The sequence below is a fragment of the Serratia oryzae genome (assembly GCF_001976145.1).
Classification (GTDB): Bacteria; Pseudomonadota; Gammaproteobacteria; order Enterobacterales; family Enterobacteriaceae; genus Chania; species Chania oryzae.
Genome location: NZ_MOXD01000005.1, coordinates 350,825 through 368,300 on the forward strand (window position 1 = coordinate 350,825; position 17,476 = coordinate 368,300).

The 17,476-nt window shown below is 41.0% G+C and carries 12 protein-coding genes; 1 reads left to right on the forward strand and 11 read right to left on the reverse strand.

The features are described from left to right. Positions 1-837 precede the first annotated feature (837 nt). From BMI79_RS11910 to galU (BMI79_RS11960), 11 genes are all read right to left on the reverse strand, one after another. The gene (locus BMI79_RS11910; RefSeq protein WP_076942351.1) at positions 838-1,947 is read right to left on the reverse strand and encodes a glycosyltransferase; all 1,110 of its coding nucleotides are present in this window, start codon (positions 1,945-1,947) and stop codon (positions 838-840) included. 13 nt (positions 1,948-1,960) lie between these two features. After that, positions 1,961-2,974, reverse strand: a complete 1,014-nt coding sequence (locus BMI79_RS11915; protein ID WP_076942352.1) for a glycosyltransferase family 2 protein — start codon at positions 2,972-2,974, stop codon at positions 1,961-1,963. Positions 2,975-2,980: 6 nt separating this feature from the next. Beyond that, positions 2,981-3,565, reverse strand: a complete 585-nt coding sequence (locus BMI79_RS11920) for an acyltransferase (protein ID WP_076942353.1) — start codon at positions 3,563-3,565, stop codon at positions 2,981-2,983. A gap of 4 nt (positions 3,566-3,569) precedes the next feature. Further along, positions 3,570-4,679: a dTDP-4-amino-4,6-dideoxy-D-glucose aminotransferase VioA gene (gene vioA / locus BMI79_RS11925; protein ID WP_076942354.1), complete on the reverse strand. Its 1,110-nt coding sequence runs from the start codon at positions 4,677-4,679 to the stop codon at positions 3,570-3,572. Between the two features lie 536 nt (positions 4,680-5,215). Continuing rightward, positions 5,216-6,646, reverse strand: coding sequence for a lipopolysaccharide biosynthesis protein (locus BMI79_RS11930; protein WP_076942355.1), 1,431 nt, complete (start codon positions 6,644-6,646; stop codon positions 5,216-5,218). A 618-nt stretch (positions 6,647-7,264) separates the two neighbouring features. After that, entirely contained in the window at positions 7,265-9,430 is a 2,166-nt protein-coding gene (gene wzc, locus BMI79_RS11935) for a tyrosine-protein kinase Wzc (protein WP_076942356.1), read from the reverse strand. A gap of 15 nt (positions 9,431-9,445) precedes the next feature. Continuing rightward, complete coding sequence (locus BMI79_RS11940; protein WP_076942357.1) at positions 9,446-9,880, reverse strand: arsenate reductase/protein-tyrosine-phosphatase family protein; 435 nt, start codon at positions 9,878-9,880, stop codon at positions 9,446-9,448. A 1-nt stretch (position 9,881) separates the two neighbouring features. Next, positions 9,882-11,021, reverse strand: coding sequence for a polysaccharide export protein (locus BMI79_RS11945; RefSeq protein ID WP_076942358.1), 1,140 nt, complete (start codon positions 11,019-11,021; stop codon positions 9,882-9,884). Between the two features lie 105 nt (positions 11,022-11,126). Continuing rightward, a complete protein-coding gene (wecA, locus tag BMI79_RS11950; protein WP_076942359.1) occupies positions 11,127-12,209 on the reverse strand; it encodes a UDP-N-acetylglucosamine--undecaprenyl-phosphate N-acetylglucosaminephosphotransferase in 1,083 nt (360 codons plus the stop codon). Positions 12,210-12,796: 587 nt separating this feature from the next. Beyond that, entirely contained in the window at positions 12,797-13,693 is an 897-nt protein-coding gene (galU, locus tag BMI79_RS11955) for a UTP--glucose-1-phosphate uridylyltransferase GalU (RefSeq protein ID WP_076942360.1), read from the reverse strand. Between the two features lie 46 nt (positions 13,694-13,739). Further along, the gene (galU, locus tag BMI79_RS11960) at positions 13,740-14,639 is read right to left on the reverse strand and encodes a UTP--glucose-1-phosphate uridylyltransferase GalU (protein WP_076942361.1); all 900 of its coding nucleotides are present in this window, start codon (positions 14,637-14,639) and stop codon (positions 13,740-13,742) included. 683 nt (positions 14,640-15,322) lie between these two features. Between galU (BMI79_RS11960) and BMI79_RS11965 the strand changes: the two genes are divergently transcribed. Then, positions 15,323-16,909 (forward strand): TerC family protein, encoded by a 1,587-nt coding sequence (locus BMI79_RS11965; RefSeq protein WP_076942362.1) that lies wholly within the window; start codon positions 15,323-15,325, stop codon positions 16,907-16,909. Positions 16,910-17,476 lie beyond the last annotated feature (567 nt).

The following is a 17,476-nucleotide window of genomic DNA, read 5'->3' on the forward strand; positions in this document are numbered from 1 at the left end:
GAAAAAATTGTAAAGGCAGTAGCTGTCAGACTGAACAAAAAATTCTTGGCGTTAGGATGTACCATAATACCATTTGTAATTCAACGCAAGCTCAGTTATGTCGCTATCTATGAGGGTATCAACCAATTGTTTATAGACATCGTCATACAAATATAACCTTCACCTATGCACAAGTACGTTATGTCACCTGACAATTTCTGATATACCCAATAAGCACAAAATTCTTGCTTCAGCAGATTTTAGGAAACTAGGTTGTGTTCCGTAACTGTTTTTATACAAATCAGCATTTTTATAACTGTGCCAAAAACACTCTTAAGCGATAAAAGACGCCCTAAAACGCTCAATACTTAATCCAAAAACACATTTTTGAAAAAAATACCTAAAAAACTTCCTGGTGTATAGGGAGGTTAAAGGGCACAACCTAGATACCAGTTAACGATAACTGACGAGTCTAAAGCTCTTCGTGCGCAAGTTTCGTTATAATGGTTTTGGTTTTGACTTTGTACATCGCAAATTTCCCAGTAAAAACAGCTCAGTATATTACGTAACTGAATGTATTTAAGCAGTTGTCATCGCTGATAACACAGATGCTACGCATTAAATTGTGATTGATGTAGATCCAGTTTGCCTGCAACGGTATCGATAAGCAGTTCATCCTGAAATGCAGCAACTAATGTTTACAAGGTTTATTTTACGTTGTTGATAATTTTGCCATACTTTGCTTTTAGATTACTAGTTTAATCACTTAGTGTAATATTCGCTTTTTAATTAATAACATCTAAAATTCAAGAGAAATTTTCTGCAGATAGATAACTCCATCAGACTTAGTAGAGGTATTTATTTTACCCCCTCCATTATTTCACCCCACTTATTACAGACCTCATCAATGCGATATTTATTAACTCTCAACCTTGCGTTATAACTCATATACTCAAGAGTACTCTCATCATTTAAAACTGCAGATAATAAGTCGACAAACTTACCTATATTACCGTCTTCAACTAAAAAACCAGTTTCATTATTATAGATAATTTCTCTTGGTCCGCTGTGTACATCGAAGGCAATAGCTGGTACACCGTAGTACATAGCCTCAATCAATACCATTGAAAAACCTTCAAAAAATGAAGTCACAAGTAATAACCTCGCATTTTTGTACACTTCATTAATATCTTTTGTAAAATCAGAGATGGTGACATTTTTTATAGAATTTTTAATAATATAATTATCTAGCATAGCTCTCATAGGTCCTTCACCTATTATTCTAAGGCTGTAATTATTATTACTTCCACTATCAACAACACTTTTCCAAATATCAAGGAGTCTTATAAAGCCCTTTACTTCAACTAACCGTCCAATTGCAATTATATTCTTCTGCCTGAAGCTTAAAGGTTCTATGCATACATTATCATCAACCGGAATAGGATTCGAAATCGTTGTAACCTTCTTTGAATTCCATTGACTCTTATCTAATGCTGTCAAAACTACTATTTGATGTGATAATAGTAAAGATAATCTACGGCCTATACGTGCCCATAGTGGCTTTCTAAAATAACTTGTGTGATCACAGCAAATATATTTAGCTCTAGACAAAACGGCACCAATTGATGACCATATAACACTATCCATTCCCTGAGAGATAATATAATCAAATTTATATTTTTTTATAGTTACCGAAAAGAAAATTACTTTCAACAAACAATTAATTTGTTTAATAACTTTCCCTCCACTCCCACTTTTTTTAACCAAATAAACAACCTTCACCCTGTCAGATATATCATACGGATATGATGGCTCTCCATCCTTTATGTTTGCATAAACGCTAATAATTGTTATATTATTATATCTCGACATAAAATTTGCAAGTTCAACTACTACTCGTTGAACACCGCCAGGGTCACTTAAGTCTGTCAAAAAAAAACATATGTTTTTTTCTTTTGTAAGATTCATTATATTACCCCATCTACCAAAAATTTTTAATGAATGGCTTTCTAAACTTATGTAAAAATCTAAGCACTCTTGGAAAATTAAATAAGAATAACAGAGTTTTATTTTTTATAGTTAAACTCCTATTTAAAGAAGTATATTTTCCCCGATAGTTTTCTACTACGTCATCAACTCCACAAAGAATACATCTCTTCATAACAGAAAGATATATATTCATCACTCTCTCATTAATGACTTTTTCTTGGCCAGGGAAATCAATAAGCATTTTATTTGTATAACTAATGATCTTTTCTTGAGTTTGTAAATATTTGTGAATATTTTTGTTTATATTCGATGACCATGAATTATCAGCCCCAACCCTATAAACAGCCATTTCTTCAGACAAGAAACACCCCTTCCCTTGTGATAACATATATACCTCAATAAAGAAATCACCTATTGGTGCTTCACTAAACCAATCAGGAAGAACTCCTATATTTGATTTCTTAAAGAAATATGATGCTGTAGGAGAGTACTGTTTATTACAACTGATAACATCATTTATGTCGAAAAATTTTTCTTTGCTTAATATTTCAAAACCACTAAAAAAAACATTATCTTTAAGCAACTTTGCCGAATGTACGCAAAATGATATAAAAGGATTCGCCTCTAATATATCAAATTGAGTTTGAATTTTATTTTCATTGCACCAATAATCATCACCCTCACATACTGCTATATATTTTCCCTTTGCAGCATCAAAAACCCTTAGAAGATTCGCATTTGCACCAACATTATACGCAGAGGTAATTACTTTAATTAATTTGGGGTATTTATTTCTATACTCATTTAGTATGTTTAACGTATCATCACCTCCATTATCCTCACCAATAATAATCTCAAAAGGAAATGTAGTTTTTTGCATCAAAAAGCTATCGAGCGCCTGTTTTATATATTGTCCTTGCTTATATGTAATACAGCATATACTAACAGCAACAGGTTCCTCAATTGGCCAACCAGACATAATCTGAGACTCAGTTAATTTAAACAAATTACTTCACCTTGAACTGATTTCTGTATGGAATCTTTTCATCAACTCACTTTCAAGCTCTAGTAGTTTTCTCTTCCTATTCTTGATTTTCTTTGCTGGCACACCTGCGTATATACTAAATTCTTCACATTCACTTGTTACAAGAGAAAAAGCACCTATTGCAACCCCTTCATTTAAAGTAGTCCCCGGCAATACTAATGAACCACTTCCAATAATGACGTGTTTTCCTAATAAAACTACATCATCAGTAACATTAGTAAATACACTTGGAACCATGGGATTAGTCATATACTCACCACTATAATCATCATTGCTAGAATAAATTGCTACTTTTGATGATATATTACAAAAATCAGAAACCATTATTTTACCAGCCCCAATTAATGAACTATAGACAGCAATATGTATATAACTGCCAATTTCAATTCCCCCTTGACCAGCAGACAATACGCAAAAGTCATCTATGCGTACATTATTACCAATTTTGATACGACTAGCTCCATAGACTGAAGCCTTGTCAGAAATTAACACATTGGTTCCAATCGAAAAAAAACCAATATTTCTCAACTGTTCCTCAGTAAGAAAAGCCATACTATCATACTTCCTTAATTAAGTTTATAATATAATTTTGCTCATCAACTTCTAGCCCATGATAAATAGGTAAGCAAAGTACTTTGCTAGAAACTTCGTTCGCATTAATCAAGCGACTTGCTTGTGAACTTGGCAATCCGCGATACATTGGCATATTACTAATCAGAGGATAGAAATAACGGCGTGACAAAATATGATGAGCTTTAAGTTTTTCGTACAACTCATCTCGACTAAGAGGATAACTATCCTCAACTAAAATTGGGAAGTACGAAAAATTACTATCAGCATTCATATTATGGTGATATAGCGTAATACCTTTAACGTCCGCAAGAGAGGCCCGATAACGAAGGTCTATGTCTTTTCTTAATCGCATAACCTTATCAATATGTTTAAGTTGCACTAAACCAAAAGCAGCATTTATTTCGCTCATTTTACCGTTGATACCAGGAGCAACAACAGTTAACTCGTCAGTAATACCAAAATTTTTCAAATGATCAATTCGTTGTTTGGTTTTTAAGTCAGGACTTATAATCGCCCCTCCTTCGAACGTATTAAATACCTTAGTAGCATGAAAACTTAGAATAGATAGGTCTCCCCACTTTAACAAACTTTCGCCTTTATATTTCACATTAAATGCATGAGCAGCGTCATAGATCACTTTTAGCCCATAATTATCTGCAATCTTCTGAATGGTTTCGACATCGCATGGATTTGAATAACAATGAACAGGCAAAATTGCTGTAGTTCGTGGTGTAATAGCTTGTTCTATCTTTTCAGCATCAATATTAAATGTATGAGGATCTATATCCACAAAAACTGGTTCTAATCCATTCCATAAGATAGAATGACTAGTGGCTACGAATGAATAAGGAGTGGTTATTACTTCTCCACTAATTCGCATTGCCTGTAAAGCAGTAATTAGAGCAATAGTAGCGTTATTAAATAAAGATACATACTCAACACCCAAATAATCACAAAGCTCACCTTCCAAACGCTGGTGGAAAGGACCATTATTTGTTAGCCAGCGATTTTGCCATATTTCCTCCAAATAAGGAATAAACTCATTAAGTTCAGGTAAAAATGGTTGTGTAACAGGAATATTTTTCTTGTTCATATTATTTCCAAATAATAATTAAATATAGTTAAATTCAAGTTCGAGATTAAACATTAAGCCAACATTATCAATACTACTCATTTAAGTTAAGTCAGCAATAATCGACATCAATCTGTAGAATTTATTGCCGTTATAGTACTTGCTGCTTGAGCTAATCTCTTAGCCATTACAAAAATCATTATTGATCTTATTAAAAATCCTATATTACCGCTTGAATAAAATCCTCCTCGCTATAAGTAAATATTAACCAAAGCAAACTATTTGCTGAAAAAAAATGCTAAACCAATTAAATTGTAAAGCATGAATCTTCGTACAATTTTAAAAAAATAAAAAGCAAAACGATTCGACGCTATTTTATTTTTAATTTAAAGTAAACCTATTAAATCAATGGGATAATGCATAACATATTAATTAAATATATCCATCCTCAGTTAGAACTTCTTCATGCAAAAACCGTATGCTATCTATAATAACAATGACAAAAACATCCATTGCGCTCAATACATTAATTAGTGATATCATACTATTTTATAAATTTAGCCACGTAACATTGATAGCAAGTTTTGTGTTAATTTCTTCTGAAAAACAATCAGATAAATTATATAAAATAACAATGAAAAAAATAATGTAGTCATGATTTGCAACCATGCAATGTTATAAACATATAAACCCAAAGCATACCCAATAAGAGCAGAAGATACTGAAGCTAACCAAATCGGTAGTAATTTTTTACACTGTTGCCATTGACTGATTTTAGTTAACTTAGATGTATAGTAAGTATTAAGAAATAATGAGGCATACGAAGTAATACAAAAACCAATGCACATTGCTAGCAATCCAAATGGGATAGTAATAAACAAGATAGTTATTCCGATTATTTTTTTTATAACTTCCAATTTTAAAAATAAATCACTACGCCCTTTTACTTGCAGTAAGTTTAAATTGATCGCATGAATTGGATAAAGCATGTAACCAATACATAAGATGCTTAACAAATTGGCTGCATCTTGCCACTGAACCCCCAGCACCAAAGTTAACATGGGTCTCGCAATAATCGCGATACCAATTACAAGAGGAAATATGAATACCGCAGCCATTTTTAACGTTAAAAAAAATAAGTCTTCCAACTTATCAGTCTTGTCTTGTATATGGCTAAACATAGGATATGTCACTCTTTGTATTATGCCCGTTAATGTCATAGCTGGCACACTAGCTAGCTGGTTAGCTTGTGTAAATTGTCCAACAATGGCAGGACTAAATTTCTTTCCTATAATGATTAGATACAAATTGTTATATACTACATCTAGCAGACTTGATATTAATAACTTACTTCCGAAACCAAATAAATAATTAAATGAAATTTTTGTTATCTTTCCATTGGGAATCCAAGGAAAAAACAGATTGAACAATATTACTGAACAAACTGCTGAAAGTATCATCTGACAAACTAAAGACCACACTCCGTAACCTAACACAGCCATAATTATTGCTAGTACACCACCTATAGATACACTAATGATAGAAATTTTAGCTTGTGTTTTGAAATCCATCGCCAAAGTTAATTTTAGTTTTGGAATAAACATAAAAGAATTAATTAAAATAATAATACCAAGAAGTCTTAAAATATACTCTAACTCGGGCTGATGATAAAAAACTGCCACATATGGTGCAATGAAGAATATTATTAAGTAACAAACTCCAGACATTAATATATTGTAGTAAAATGCTGTGACCAAGTCATCATCACAATGATCCTTTTTGCGAATTAACGCAGAACTAAAACCACTATCAATTAATACATTCGCTATAGCTATGAAAACAGCAAGCATACCAACCAACCCAAATGCAGAAGGCCCTAATATTCTGGCAAGAATCAAAGTTATGCTTAATTGGAAAGTTTGTGTAAAAAAACGCTCAATAGCGCTCCATAGCAAACTATTTTTTGTTTTGTTTTTCAAATTTTGCATCGCGCTATATATTCCAACCCTGAATATAAAAACAACATGGACACACTAGCTAAATACCTTCATTAAAGATTGAGTTCGAATTCAAGTGTTGAAGTAAAAAACTAGGCAGATATTCTCAGTTTTTGAGATACATTTAAAAATCACTTTAACTTTTATGAAAAACCATCATAGCTCACAGATAAAGACACTCATTTTTTATATGATTTTTTCATTTTATACAAACTACTATGTTTTAGTCTTTTATAAAAGAGTGGAATTAATCTCATTAGCAGAATGATATATAATATTTTAAAATAACGAAAAATAGGATACCTTCTATCAATGATATTTATCTATGCTAAAAAACCAACATATTCGTAAAAAGAGCGCTGAAATTTATCAAAAAATAAAAGAGTTTCCTTCACAAGGATAAACTATACCTTTACATAGAACCACCGATTATTATATGAAGATATAATGGTACTTAGCTAGTTGCTGTCAATTAATGACTAAACATTTACCTCTAATTCGGATTGTCATTTGGTTTACCAGCAACTAACTACTATTTCATAAATTTGTAAGCTAAACCCATTCTCTATAGCAGATTATTTATAAAATGTATCTATTTAGACTCGTATGTTAAGCTCCAGATTTATACTCATAATGATAATAACCATAACCAAGATAACTTGATGACTTACGTAAAACAGCATTAAGAATCACACCTTTAATATCAACACCATTTTGTTCAAAACGCTTAATGCTAACATCCACCTCTTTAGGACTATTTGTTTCAAAACGAGCAACCATCAAAGAAGTACCTGCTAGCTTACCAATAATTGCCGCATCAGTCACTGCTAGAATAGGCGGTGTATCCACCAGTACAATGTCATATTCCCCTTCAACATATTCTAGCAATTCGGTAAAGCGCTTGTGCATTAATAGCTCGGAAGGGTTTGGTGGATTCTTACCACGTGCTATAAAATCAAAATTGTCATACTTAGTTTTTTGAATAACATCTTGAGCACTCAATTTTCCAGAAAGTAAATCAGATAAACCATATCCCCCTTCGCCTCCTAATAACTCATGCGCATAACCTTTTCTCATGTCACAGTCTATAAATAAAACCGTAAGGCCACTCTGTGCTATTACTGCTGCTAAATTTGCACTGATAAACGTTTTACCAATCCCAGGGCTAGCACCAGAGATCATTAAAATATTATTCTTAGACTCCATCATTGCAAAGTGTAAACTAGTTCGTAAACTTCTGATGGCCTCCACTGCTAGGTCTGTTGGATTACCATATGTTAAAAGTAAACTTGTATCATTACCTTTAACTTTTCTATTTTTCTTTTTATTCGCAAAAATAAGATCCTGTTTACGTTGCCATTCAGATAGAGGGACACTAGCATAAACATTGATTCCTAACTCCTCTAGCTGCTCGGGACTCTCTATGCCATTATAAAGGAATGAACGAATTAGAACATAGCCTACAGATAGCATCACACCTAATATCAAACTTAAGCAAATTATTACCATCTTCTGGGGTTGCACTGGAATATCTTGCGTTACCGCATGATCAATAATCCGTACATTTCCTACCGTACTAGCTTTAGATATACTCAATTCCTGCTCTTTGGCCAGCAATTGCATATAGATCTCTTGGCCAGACTGTACATCTCGGCTTAACCGCAAAATCTCTTGCTGAGTTTTAGGCATACTACTCACCCTTTTGTTCAGCTTGTCGCGCTCTTCTTCTAAAACTTTCTTTTTCTCTAGCAATGCACGATAAGAAGGGTGTTCTCGAGTATACAGCTTAGATATCTCTGCTTCTTTAAATGTCAACTCATTAAGTTGAGTGTCTACAGAAACAATAGAATCCAAAACTGATTTTGCCTCTAAGGAAAGATCTACCGATTCATTCTGTTGCCTGTATTTATTCAGTTGATTTTCAGAAGTATCCAACGTTGCCCGCACCTTAGGCAATTCTTCTTTTAAAAACGCTAGGCTGCGAGCATCTTCCTCCGATTTTCTTTCAACGTTTTGCGCCAGATAATTATTAATAATGCTATTTAATATACGCTGGTTCAGCTCTGGATCACTCCCGGTATAACTCAACCCCAATACACCACTATTCTTACCTTTGTCTTGCACATTAAATGCATCCAGAAGCAAGTTTACAGACTTCAATTCAGATTTTTTGCTAATGGTAAAACTCGTACCCGGTTCAGCATCTATTCCACTCACCAATATTGCAAAATCATCCTTTTTTAATAGCGTTCCCACTTGGCCATTAGCGAACACCTCACCATCTCTATTAATACTGAAGTGCGTAGCATCTTTCACCTCAAGTCCGAATTTGGCATCCGTTTCCCAATCAGCCGGCACTGAAAGACGCGAGATTGCTATTTTTCCGATTGGTTCTTTTAACAAACGCGCCCACCACTTTCCCACCAAAGGAAAATAATCCGGCTCTACCACTGTGCTCAAATTCAGATCGTTTACCGTTTTGCTCAAAATCATTCTTGATTTCAGTAATTCAATCTCTGGGGCTGATTCTGGCTGCCCCGTAGGCAACATCTGGTTAATATTGTTAAGTATCGAATTACCCGTACTACGTTCCACCTGCACCAATGCATCGGCACGGTAAACTGGGGTCGCCATCAGGCTGTATAAAACCCCCAAAGTTAAAAAAACCGAAGTTACCGCAATAATTAACCAACGGTTATCCAAGATCTCGCCAAACAAACGTTTTAAATCGATCTCATCATTCTTGCTGAGTGTAGCTCTATTTTTTTCAGACATCATAAATCCTGGCTGCTAACGGCTTAATGCGCCTGCCCATTTGTGAGCAGACTCATCAAGAAGGCGATAGGTAAATTCAAAAGCCTCTCGGCTTTGGCGATAGGGATCATTAATTTCGCACCTTGCCAGCCAGTGACCAAACAGCATAATCTTGCCTCTTGCTTCTGGCACCAACTGGCTCACGGCTTCAATATGCCCCTTTTCCATAACCAAAATCAGGTCGTATTCCCGGCACATTTCGGCAGTAAGTTGCCGCCCCTGGTGCCCCACGAGAGACACACCATTTTGGCTAGCAATTTCGCTGGCAGTTGCATCAGCAGGTTTGCCAACCAATGCCCCTAGCCCAGCAGAATCAATCCGTTTGCCGGGCAAACGAGCTTTTAATAACCGCTCCCCTGTTGGGGAGCGGCAAATATTACCCACACACACCACAAGAATCGAATTAAACATATTAGTTCGGCCAATTCCTTATCCAACGAACAGACTCAGTCATATTATTCACCCCAGTAATTGTAGGAACTAACTGGTTGACCACGCGATTCCAACGCACTATTGGGGCCGTGGTAACATAAACAATATCGTAGGGCTGAAGCTGGAACTCGGTTCCCATAACTAGCGCACTCGCATCTGCTGCATTCAGCTGATAGATATTCGCCAGTTTTTTGCCTTCGCTACCGCGTAATGAACGGATCACAAACACCCCAGTGGCATCGGCCATTGCCTGGTCCATCCCCTCGGCATTCCCCAGCGCTTCTGTCAGGGTCATACCGCTGCGGTCCATCTTCAGCGTGGTTTGTTTCTTAACTTCGCCCATCACAAACACTTTCAAGTCATCATTGCGGGGGATGTAAAGAATATCACCTGGGTAAAGCAGGTGGTTTTCGGTCAGGTCGCCTTTTTGCAGCAAGGCTTGGAGGGAGATTCGCTTCTCTTTGCCATCGTGAGTTAACACCACGTTGCGCCAATCCGCGTTTTCTGTCAGGCCACCAGCCGCGTTAATTGCATCCATCACGGTTAGCGGCACGTTGGTTATTGGTTGCTGGCCAGATTTAGCCACTTCGCCGGTCACATACGTCTTTTGTGAACGGAAAGCCGCAATGCTCACATCCACCTGTGGGCTTTCAATATACTGCGCCAAACGGTTGGCGATCTCACTGCGGATTTCGGTTATCGTCTTGTCGGCAACTTTAAGTTTGCCGATGTAAGGGTAGAAAATGGTGCCGTCAGAGTTAACCCAGTTGCCGGTGTCGCTTGCACTGCGGTACTGCCCTGCCGGGGTCGTCAGCTCTGGGTGATCCCAAACCGTTACCATCAGAACATCACCAACCCCAACACGGTATTCGTAATTTTTTAGCTCTGTTTCCAGGCCTTTGTTTGGCTGGGCCACAACCGCTTTTGGCCGCATGGTCTCGATCAACTGCGGCGTCATAGGGTAGATGTTGACCAGCTTGTCGATATTAAAATCTGCATCAGATTGCTTTACAACAGTCTTGCCTGATGTCGAAAGATGTGATCCTGGCACCACAGTACATCCACTGATAAAACTTGCTGCTATCAGTACTGATAGCAGCTTAAACGTAACTTTTGTCATCCAATTATTCACTATTATAAGGAAAGCAATCCAATCTAACGTTCGAGCGCTGTAAACGGAAGGCAGCTCAATAAAGAGCAAAACACCAGCCAAACAAGCCGCTAATCACTTGCTTGAAGGCGAATTTCCGATCTCACTCATCCCTTGCTTGTGGCCTGGCTTCCGGATCCAGGTCAAGATTTTCCAAACCCGGATAATAGACCAAAAATAAGCTGCAAAAACAACCAAAAATCCCACCAACATCAGTAGTTCAGGAACGCCTGCATTATCACCAATGATGCCGACTGCGGCTAGCAAAGTTGAAAATGCGATAATCGCCAAAAGCGTCTGGCGCGGGCCTAACCCTGCTCTCATCAGAATGTGATGGAGATGCTCACGGTCTGGTTTAAATGGGCTATCGCCTCTGCGGATCCTGCGCACCATAATCGCAGCCATATCCATTAATGGTACCGCAATTACCCACAGTGCAGATACAGGCCGCATCACAGCTTTATCACCTTGGGTAGCCAGCACCAACAACCAGATAACGGTGAAGCCAATCAGCGTGCTCCCTGCATCCCCCATAAATACTTTGAATCGTTTCCCAAAGGGAATGCCAAGGTTCAGCATAATGTATGGCAAAGACGCCACCAGCAAACACAGGCACCATCTTGAAAGCTCATAATTGCCACCTAGCTGGAACATTGCGGCTAAGGCACCAAACGTAACACAGGATAACGCGCCCAATAGGCCATCAATACCGTCCACCATATTGAAAGCATTGATGGCTCCCCATACTGCAAACAGCGTTACAGAATAACCGAATACTCCCAATACCAGCTCGATATCAGCAGAAACATACCCTAGGCTTGTCAAAACCAACCCAGACCACATCATAGCGCCTGCTACCAAGGCCTGAACCCCAACCCTTGGCAACACAGGTAGATCAAACCGGTCGTCCAATACGCCAACAACCAGTAAAACTGTTGCACAGATCATGTAAAGGCTAAATTGCGGCATCCAATCCGGGTGCAATACATAAAGCACCCACAGCGCCAAATAAATCGAAACGCCCCCAACGAGCGGAATATGGCCATCATGCTTTTTACGGGCGCTGGGCTTATCAACTAAACCAATATAAAACGCGATTTTTCTTGCGCCCAGCAACATCAGAAGGGCGCCAACGAATACCACCATTGACTCTTGCATTTTTTCACCATAATCAAATAGTTATAACTCCTAATCCAGATAACACAGGCTCATTACTGCTTTTGGCCCAAATCTACTGCTAGCCCAAACTCCTTAAGCGTAAATGCCTGCCAGCCTCATACTTTTTTATTAAAATCAAAATGATGTAAATATCTAATCCGTCATCGCATCACGAATACAAAAATCACTGTTCCAAAAATAAAACTCTAACTAGCATCAAATTATGAACACATAATTCTTGTACTATTGATTCATGGAAACAAGCCTTAGATAGGCCACCTAAGCCTTTTCAGAATAAGACCACTATCGGCGTGATAACACATGGGGCGGCGCACATCAAAACAATCACAATTAATTGATTTTAATGAAAAAATAAATTCAGCATGCAATAAAAACCCTTCTATAATCACCACCTATCAAGGGCCATATTTACGTTGGTAGATAGATAACAAACTAACCGGGGCGAATAGCGTATTTTTGCCAGTCCGCATGTTTTTCTGCTGCCTTGGCAGCAGATACGGCAGGAAGTATTAGGCGCTGCGATAATTCCCATGCACCTGTAAACAACGTGTTTTCCCTAACAAAGCTTACAACGCCAACTGCTCTGCCCACTCGCGGAATGCCTTGCCCTGTGTCGGGTGGCGCAAGCCATAAGTCACAAACGCCCGCAGGTAATCCAGCTTTTCACCGCAGTTAAACGATTCGCCGACCAATTTCATTGCCTCTACCGGTTTTTGCTTCAACAGTTCTGCAATGGCATCAGTTAGCTGGATGCGCCCCCAGGCGCCTGGCTCGGTCTGTTCCAGGATCGGCCAGATATCAGCAGAAAGCACATAGCGCCCAACCGCTGAGTAATTGGATTTCAGTTGCACTTCACGGCTCGGTTTTTCAATAATCGAGGTCATGCGCGAGGTTTCACCGGGCTGCAAGGCGTTAACCTCACATTCCACTACCGAGTAGTTATACAGCACACTCTCATCTACGGCCTGAACCAACACCTGGCTCATAGCGGTTTCTTTAAAGCGTGCGATCATGTGTGCCAGGTTGTCTTTTTTCAGATCTGCTTTCGCATCATCCAGCAACACATCCGGCAGCAGCACCACAAACGGGGCATCTCCCACCAGTGGTTTAGCACACAGCACCGCGTGCCCTAGCCCTTTCGGTTGCCCCTGGCGGATATGCATCAGGGTTACACCTGGCGGGGTGATAGACTTCACTTCTTCCAGCAACTGGCGCTTCACCCGCGCTTCCAGCATGGCTTCAAGTTCGTAAGAGGTATCAAAATGGTTTTCGATCGCATTTTTGGAAGAGTGCGTAACCAGAATGATTTCTTTGATACCCGCAGCAACGCACTCGTTCACGATGTATTGGATAACGGGCTTATCAACAATCGGCAGCATCTCTTTGGGAATCGCCTTGGTGGCTGGCAACATACGCATGCCTAAACCAGCAACGGGAATAACAGCTTTCAACATCTTCGCCATGATAATCCTCTTTGAACTTTGGTGGCCATGCCAGCAGTTGCGGCCGTCACTGATTGTTTAGCGTCTGTTTCAGCCATTGGGTGAAACCTTCACCCTCCACCGGGTGGCGCAGGCCATATTGCACAAAAGCCTTCATATAGCCCAACTTGTCGCCGCAATCGTGCGATTTCCCACTCATATGGAAGGCTTCAACCGTTTGCAGTTCCATCAGCATGGCAATGGCATCGGTCAACTGGATTTCATCACCCGCACCCGGCGGAGTCTTTTCCAGCAGGGGCCAGATATCGGCAGAGAGTACATAGCGCCCCACCACGGCCAGGTTCGAAGGGGCATCTTCGCGTGCAGGTTTTTCTACCACTGCGGTCATCGGTGAGCTTTCGCCCCCAGCCAGCCCTACACCGCCGCAATCGACAACGCCGTATTTGGAAACATCCTGCTCAGGAACAGGCTCAACCATAATCTGGCTAAAGCCGGTTTGTTCAAAACGCTGGATCATTCTGGCCAGGTTTTCTTTACGCAAATCGGCAGTGGCATCATCCAACAGCACATCCGGCAGCACCACCACGAACGGGGCATCCCCTACCATCGGTTTAGCACACAATACTGCATGGCCAAGGCCTTTGGCTTGCCCCTGGCGCACCTGCATCACCGTGACATCCGGCGGGCAAATCCCCTGCACATCGGCAAGCAACTGGCGCTTTACTCGTGCCTCAAGCACGGCTTCCAGTTCAAAAGAGGTGTCAAAGTGGTTTTCAATCGCGTTTTTAGATGAATGCGTAACCAAAACAATATCTTTAATGCCAGCCGCCACACATTCATTCACGATGTACTGAATCAGGGGTTTATCGACCACCGGCAACATTTCTTTGGGGATCGCCTTAGTAGCAGGCAACATGCGCGTCCCCAACCCAGCCACTGGAATCACCGCCTTCAATCTTTTTTGCATAGTCTTTTTTCACCAACAAATAACAGGCAAGTGCAACCGAACCTGTAAAATTAATGATATCAACGGATTAATAAAGTCAGGAAGCCAAAGCACTTGATCCGCTACAAAAGTACAACATCACGCTATATTCAATTTTTGCACGCTACCGCCCTTGGCTTTCAGCTACCAATGCACTGTAGAGAGGGGGGGAAGCAGAAAAACGTGACGTTCACCACATCTTGTGGTGAACCTGATTTTCTGTTCTGAATTTAATGATGTACAGATCACAACTTCAGGAAAAAGGCAGCAGTATGCTGAGCAAGTCACGGCCCTTATTTCCATTTGTGGAATGCTAAGATTCTTATACTAATGGCCTGTTGAAACAAGCCTTAGATAAACAACTACAACCCTTTTCAGAATAAGACTACTAATAAAGTTTTAATGCACATCTCACTTAATTTTGCAAACAAAATAATCGTTTGATTTTATTTGAAAATTCCTAGCTCAACTCCCTTCACACCTAAGGTAGGCTTACTTTTTTCTATACCCTATAAATTGCTCAGAAAACATTGTTATATGTTATTACTGGCCTTTTATAGCATCTCCACCTCAATCTGCTGATTTAATGTTGAATTCCCCTCTCTCAACCTCCATCATTCTGATTGCGGGATAAGCCGCCAAACAAAAAAGGTGAAATTGGGCGTATGGAATGGATCGCAGATCCAACAATTTGGGCCGGCTTGGCCACCCTGGTTGTGTTGGAAATTGTACTGGGGATAGACAACCTGATATTTATCGCCATCCTGGCGGAAAAGTTACCTAAAAAGCAGAGAGATAAGGCACGCATTGTCGGCCTTTTGCTGGCCCTGCTGATGCGTTTGGCTCTGCTCGCCTCAATCTCATGGTTGGCAACGCTTACCAAGCCCCTGTTTACCGCCGCTGGGCATGCCTTCAGCGGGCGGGACCTGATCATGCTGGTCGGGGGGATCTTCCTGCTGTTTAAAGCCACAATGGAGTTGAACGAACGGCTGGAAGGCAAAGATGAAGAGCAGCATGGCCAGCGCAAGGGGGCGCGTTTCTGGCCGGTTGTTGCGCAAATTGTCGTGCTTGATGCGGTATTTTCACTCGACTCCGTCATCACGGCGGTGGGAATGGTCGATCACCTTGCGGTAATGATGATTGCGGTCTGTGTCGCAATTGGCCTGATGTTGCTCGCCAGCAAGCCACTGACGCGTTTTGTTAATGCTCACCCTACCATCGTTATTCTGTGCCTCAGCTTCTTGCTGATGATCGGCTTCAGCCTGGTGGCTGAAGGGTTTGGTTATCACATTCCGAAAGGGTATCTCTACGCCGCAATTGGCTTCTCCGTCATGATCGAAGCCTTGAATCAGCTTGCGCAATTCAACCGGCGCCGCTTTCTTTCCAAGGTGCGGCCACTGCGTGAACGCACCGCTGAAGCCGTGCTGCGCATGCTCAGCGGCAAACATGAAGAAGCCGAGATCGACAGCCATTCTGCCAACCTGCTGGCCGACAGCACCAGCGTAAAAGGGGAGATTTTTAACCGGCAGGAGCGCCATATGATCGAGCGTGTGCTGGGTATGGCGCAGCGGACGGTCAGCAGTATTATGACCTCACGCCATGATGTGGAATATCTCGCCCTTAACGATCCACAAGAAAAGCTGGCGCAATTGCTAGAGAAAAATCAGCATACGCGCATTGTCGTCACGGAAGATAACTCCAGTGATGAACCCCTGGGGGTGATCCACACGATCGACGTTCTGAAGCAACAGTTGCAACAGCCTCAGTTGGACCTACGGGCCTTGGTACGCCAACCGTTGATCTTCCCTGAGCAGTTGACGTTGCTTTCCGCGCTGGAGCAGTTCCGCCAGGCAAAAACGCACTTTGCTTTTGTCGTTGATGAGTTTGGTTCGATCGAAGGCGTTGTGACCTTAACCGACGTCATGGAAACCATCGCGGGCAACTTGCCTGAAGCCGATGAAGAGTTCGACGCACGCCACGATATTCAGCAAACTGCCGATGGCTGCTGGTTCGCTAATGGCCACATGCCGCTGGAAGATCTGGTGCTGTATGTGCCACTGCCGCTGGAAGAGAAGCGGGAATACCACACGCTGGCCGGTTTATTGATGGAACATTGCCAGCGCATTCCGCAGGAAGGTGAACTACTGCAGATCGGTGACTATTTGTTTGAACCGCTGGAAATCAGCAGCCACCGTATTATGAAGGTAAAAATCACTCCGCTGATTGCGCCAGAAGACGACGACGAAGTCTGAATCCAGTGAAAAGCGAGGGTGAGAAGCGAGCAACATTGTGCAATGCCCCCTCACCCTAACCCTCTCCCCAAGGGAGAGGGGACTGGGCGGTGTCTCCCTCACTACCTGACAAACAATCCAGGATGAACAACCTTAGCGCTATGCTTCCCTCGGTTCAAAAAGGGACAACTCGCTGGCATTCCCCCCTCTCCCCAAGGGGGAGGGAACTGAGCGGTGCCTCCCTCACCACCTGGCAAACAATCCAGGATGAGCAGCCTTAGCGCTATGCTCCCCTCAGTTCAAAAAGGGACAACTCGCTGGCATTCCCCTCTCCCCAAGGAGGAGGGAACTGAGCAGTGCCTCCTTCCCCACCTGGCAAACAATCCGGGATGAACAACCTTAGCGCCATGCTCCCCTCGGTTCAAAAAGGGACAACTCGCTGGCATTCCCCCCTCTCCCTCAGGGAGAGCAGCTGTGTTTAAAGTCAATGGGTGATGATTAATTTGTCACCCATTGCCTATTATCTCGCAGCATCGCGTTTAATATCGTTAACAGCTTTCTGATGCACGCTGTTAACGCCACTTTCTT

Coding starts and splice junctions, on each gene's coding strand:
- galU (WP_076942361.1), bottom strand. CDS start 14,639: ATGCAAAAAAGATTGAAGGCGGTGATTCCAGTGGCTGGGTTGGGGACG.
- BMI79_RS11910 (WP_076942351.1), bottom strand. CDS start 1,947: ATGAATCTTACAAAAGAAAAAAACATATGTTTTTTTTTGACAGACTTA.
- vioA (WP_076942354.1), bottom strand. CDS start 4,679: ATGAACAAGAAAAATATTCCTGTTACACAACCATTTTTACCTGAACTT.
- BMI79_RS11930 (WP_076942355.1), bottom strand. CDS start 6,646: ATGCAAAATTTGAAAAACAAAACAAAAAATAGTTTGCTATGGAGCGCT.
- galU (WP_076942360.1), bottom strand. CDS start 13,693: ATGGCGAAGATGTTGAAAGCTGTTATTCCCGTTGCTGGTTTAGGCATG.
- BMI79_RS11920 (WP_076942353.1), bottom strand. CDS start 3,565: ATGGCTTTTCTTACTGAGGAACAGTTGAGAAATATTGGTTTTTTTTCG.
- BMI79_RS11940 (WP_076942357.1), bottom strand. CDS start 9,880: ATGTTTAATTCGATTCTTGTGGTGTGTGTGGGTAATATTTGCCGCTCC.
- wzc (WP_076942356.1), bottom strand. CDS start 9,430: ATGTCTGAAAAAAATAGAGCTACACTCAGCAAGAATGATGAGATCGAT.
- BMI79_RS11945 (WP_076942358.1), bottom strand. CDS start 11,021: ATGACAAAAGTTACGTTTAAGCTGCTATCAGTACTGATAGCAGCAAGT.
- BMI79_RS11965 (WP_076942362.1), top strand. CDS start 15,323: ATGGAATGGATCGCAGATCCAACAATTTGGGCCGGCTTGGCCACCCTG.
- wecA (WP_076942359.1), bottom strand. CDS start 12,209: ATGCAAGAGTCAATGGTGGTATTCGTTGGCGCCCTTCTGATGTTGCTG.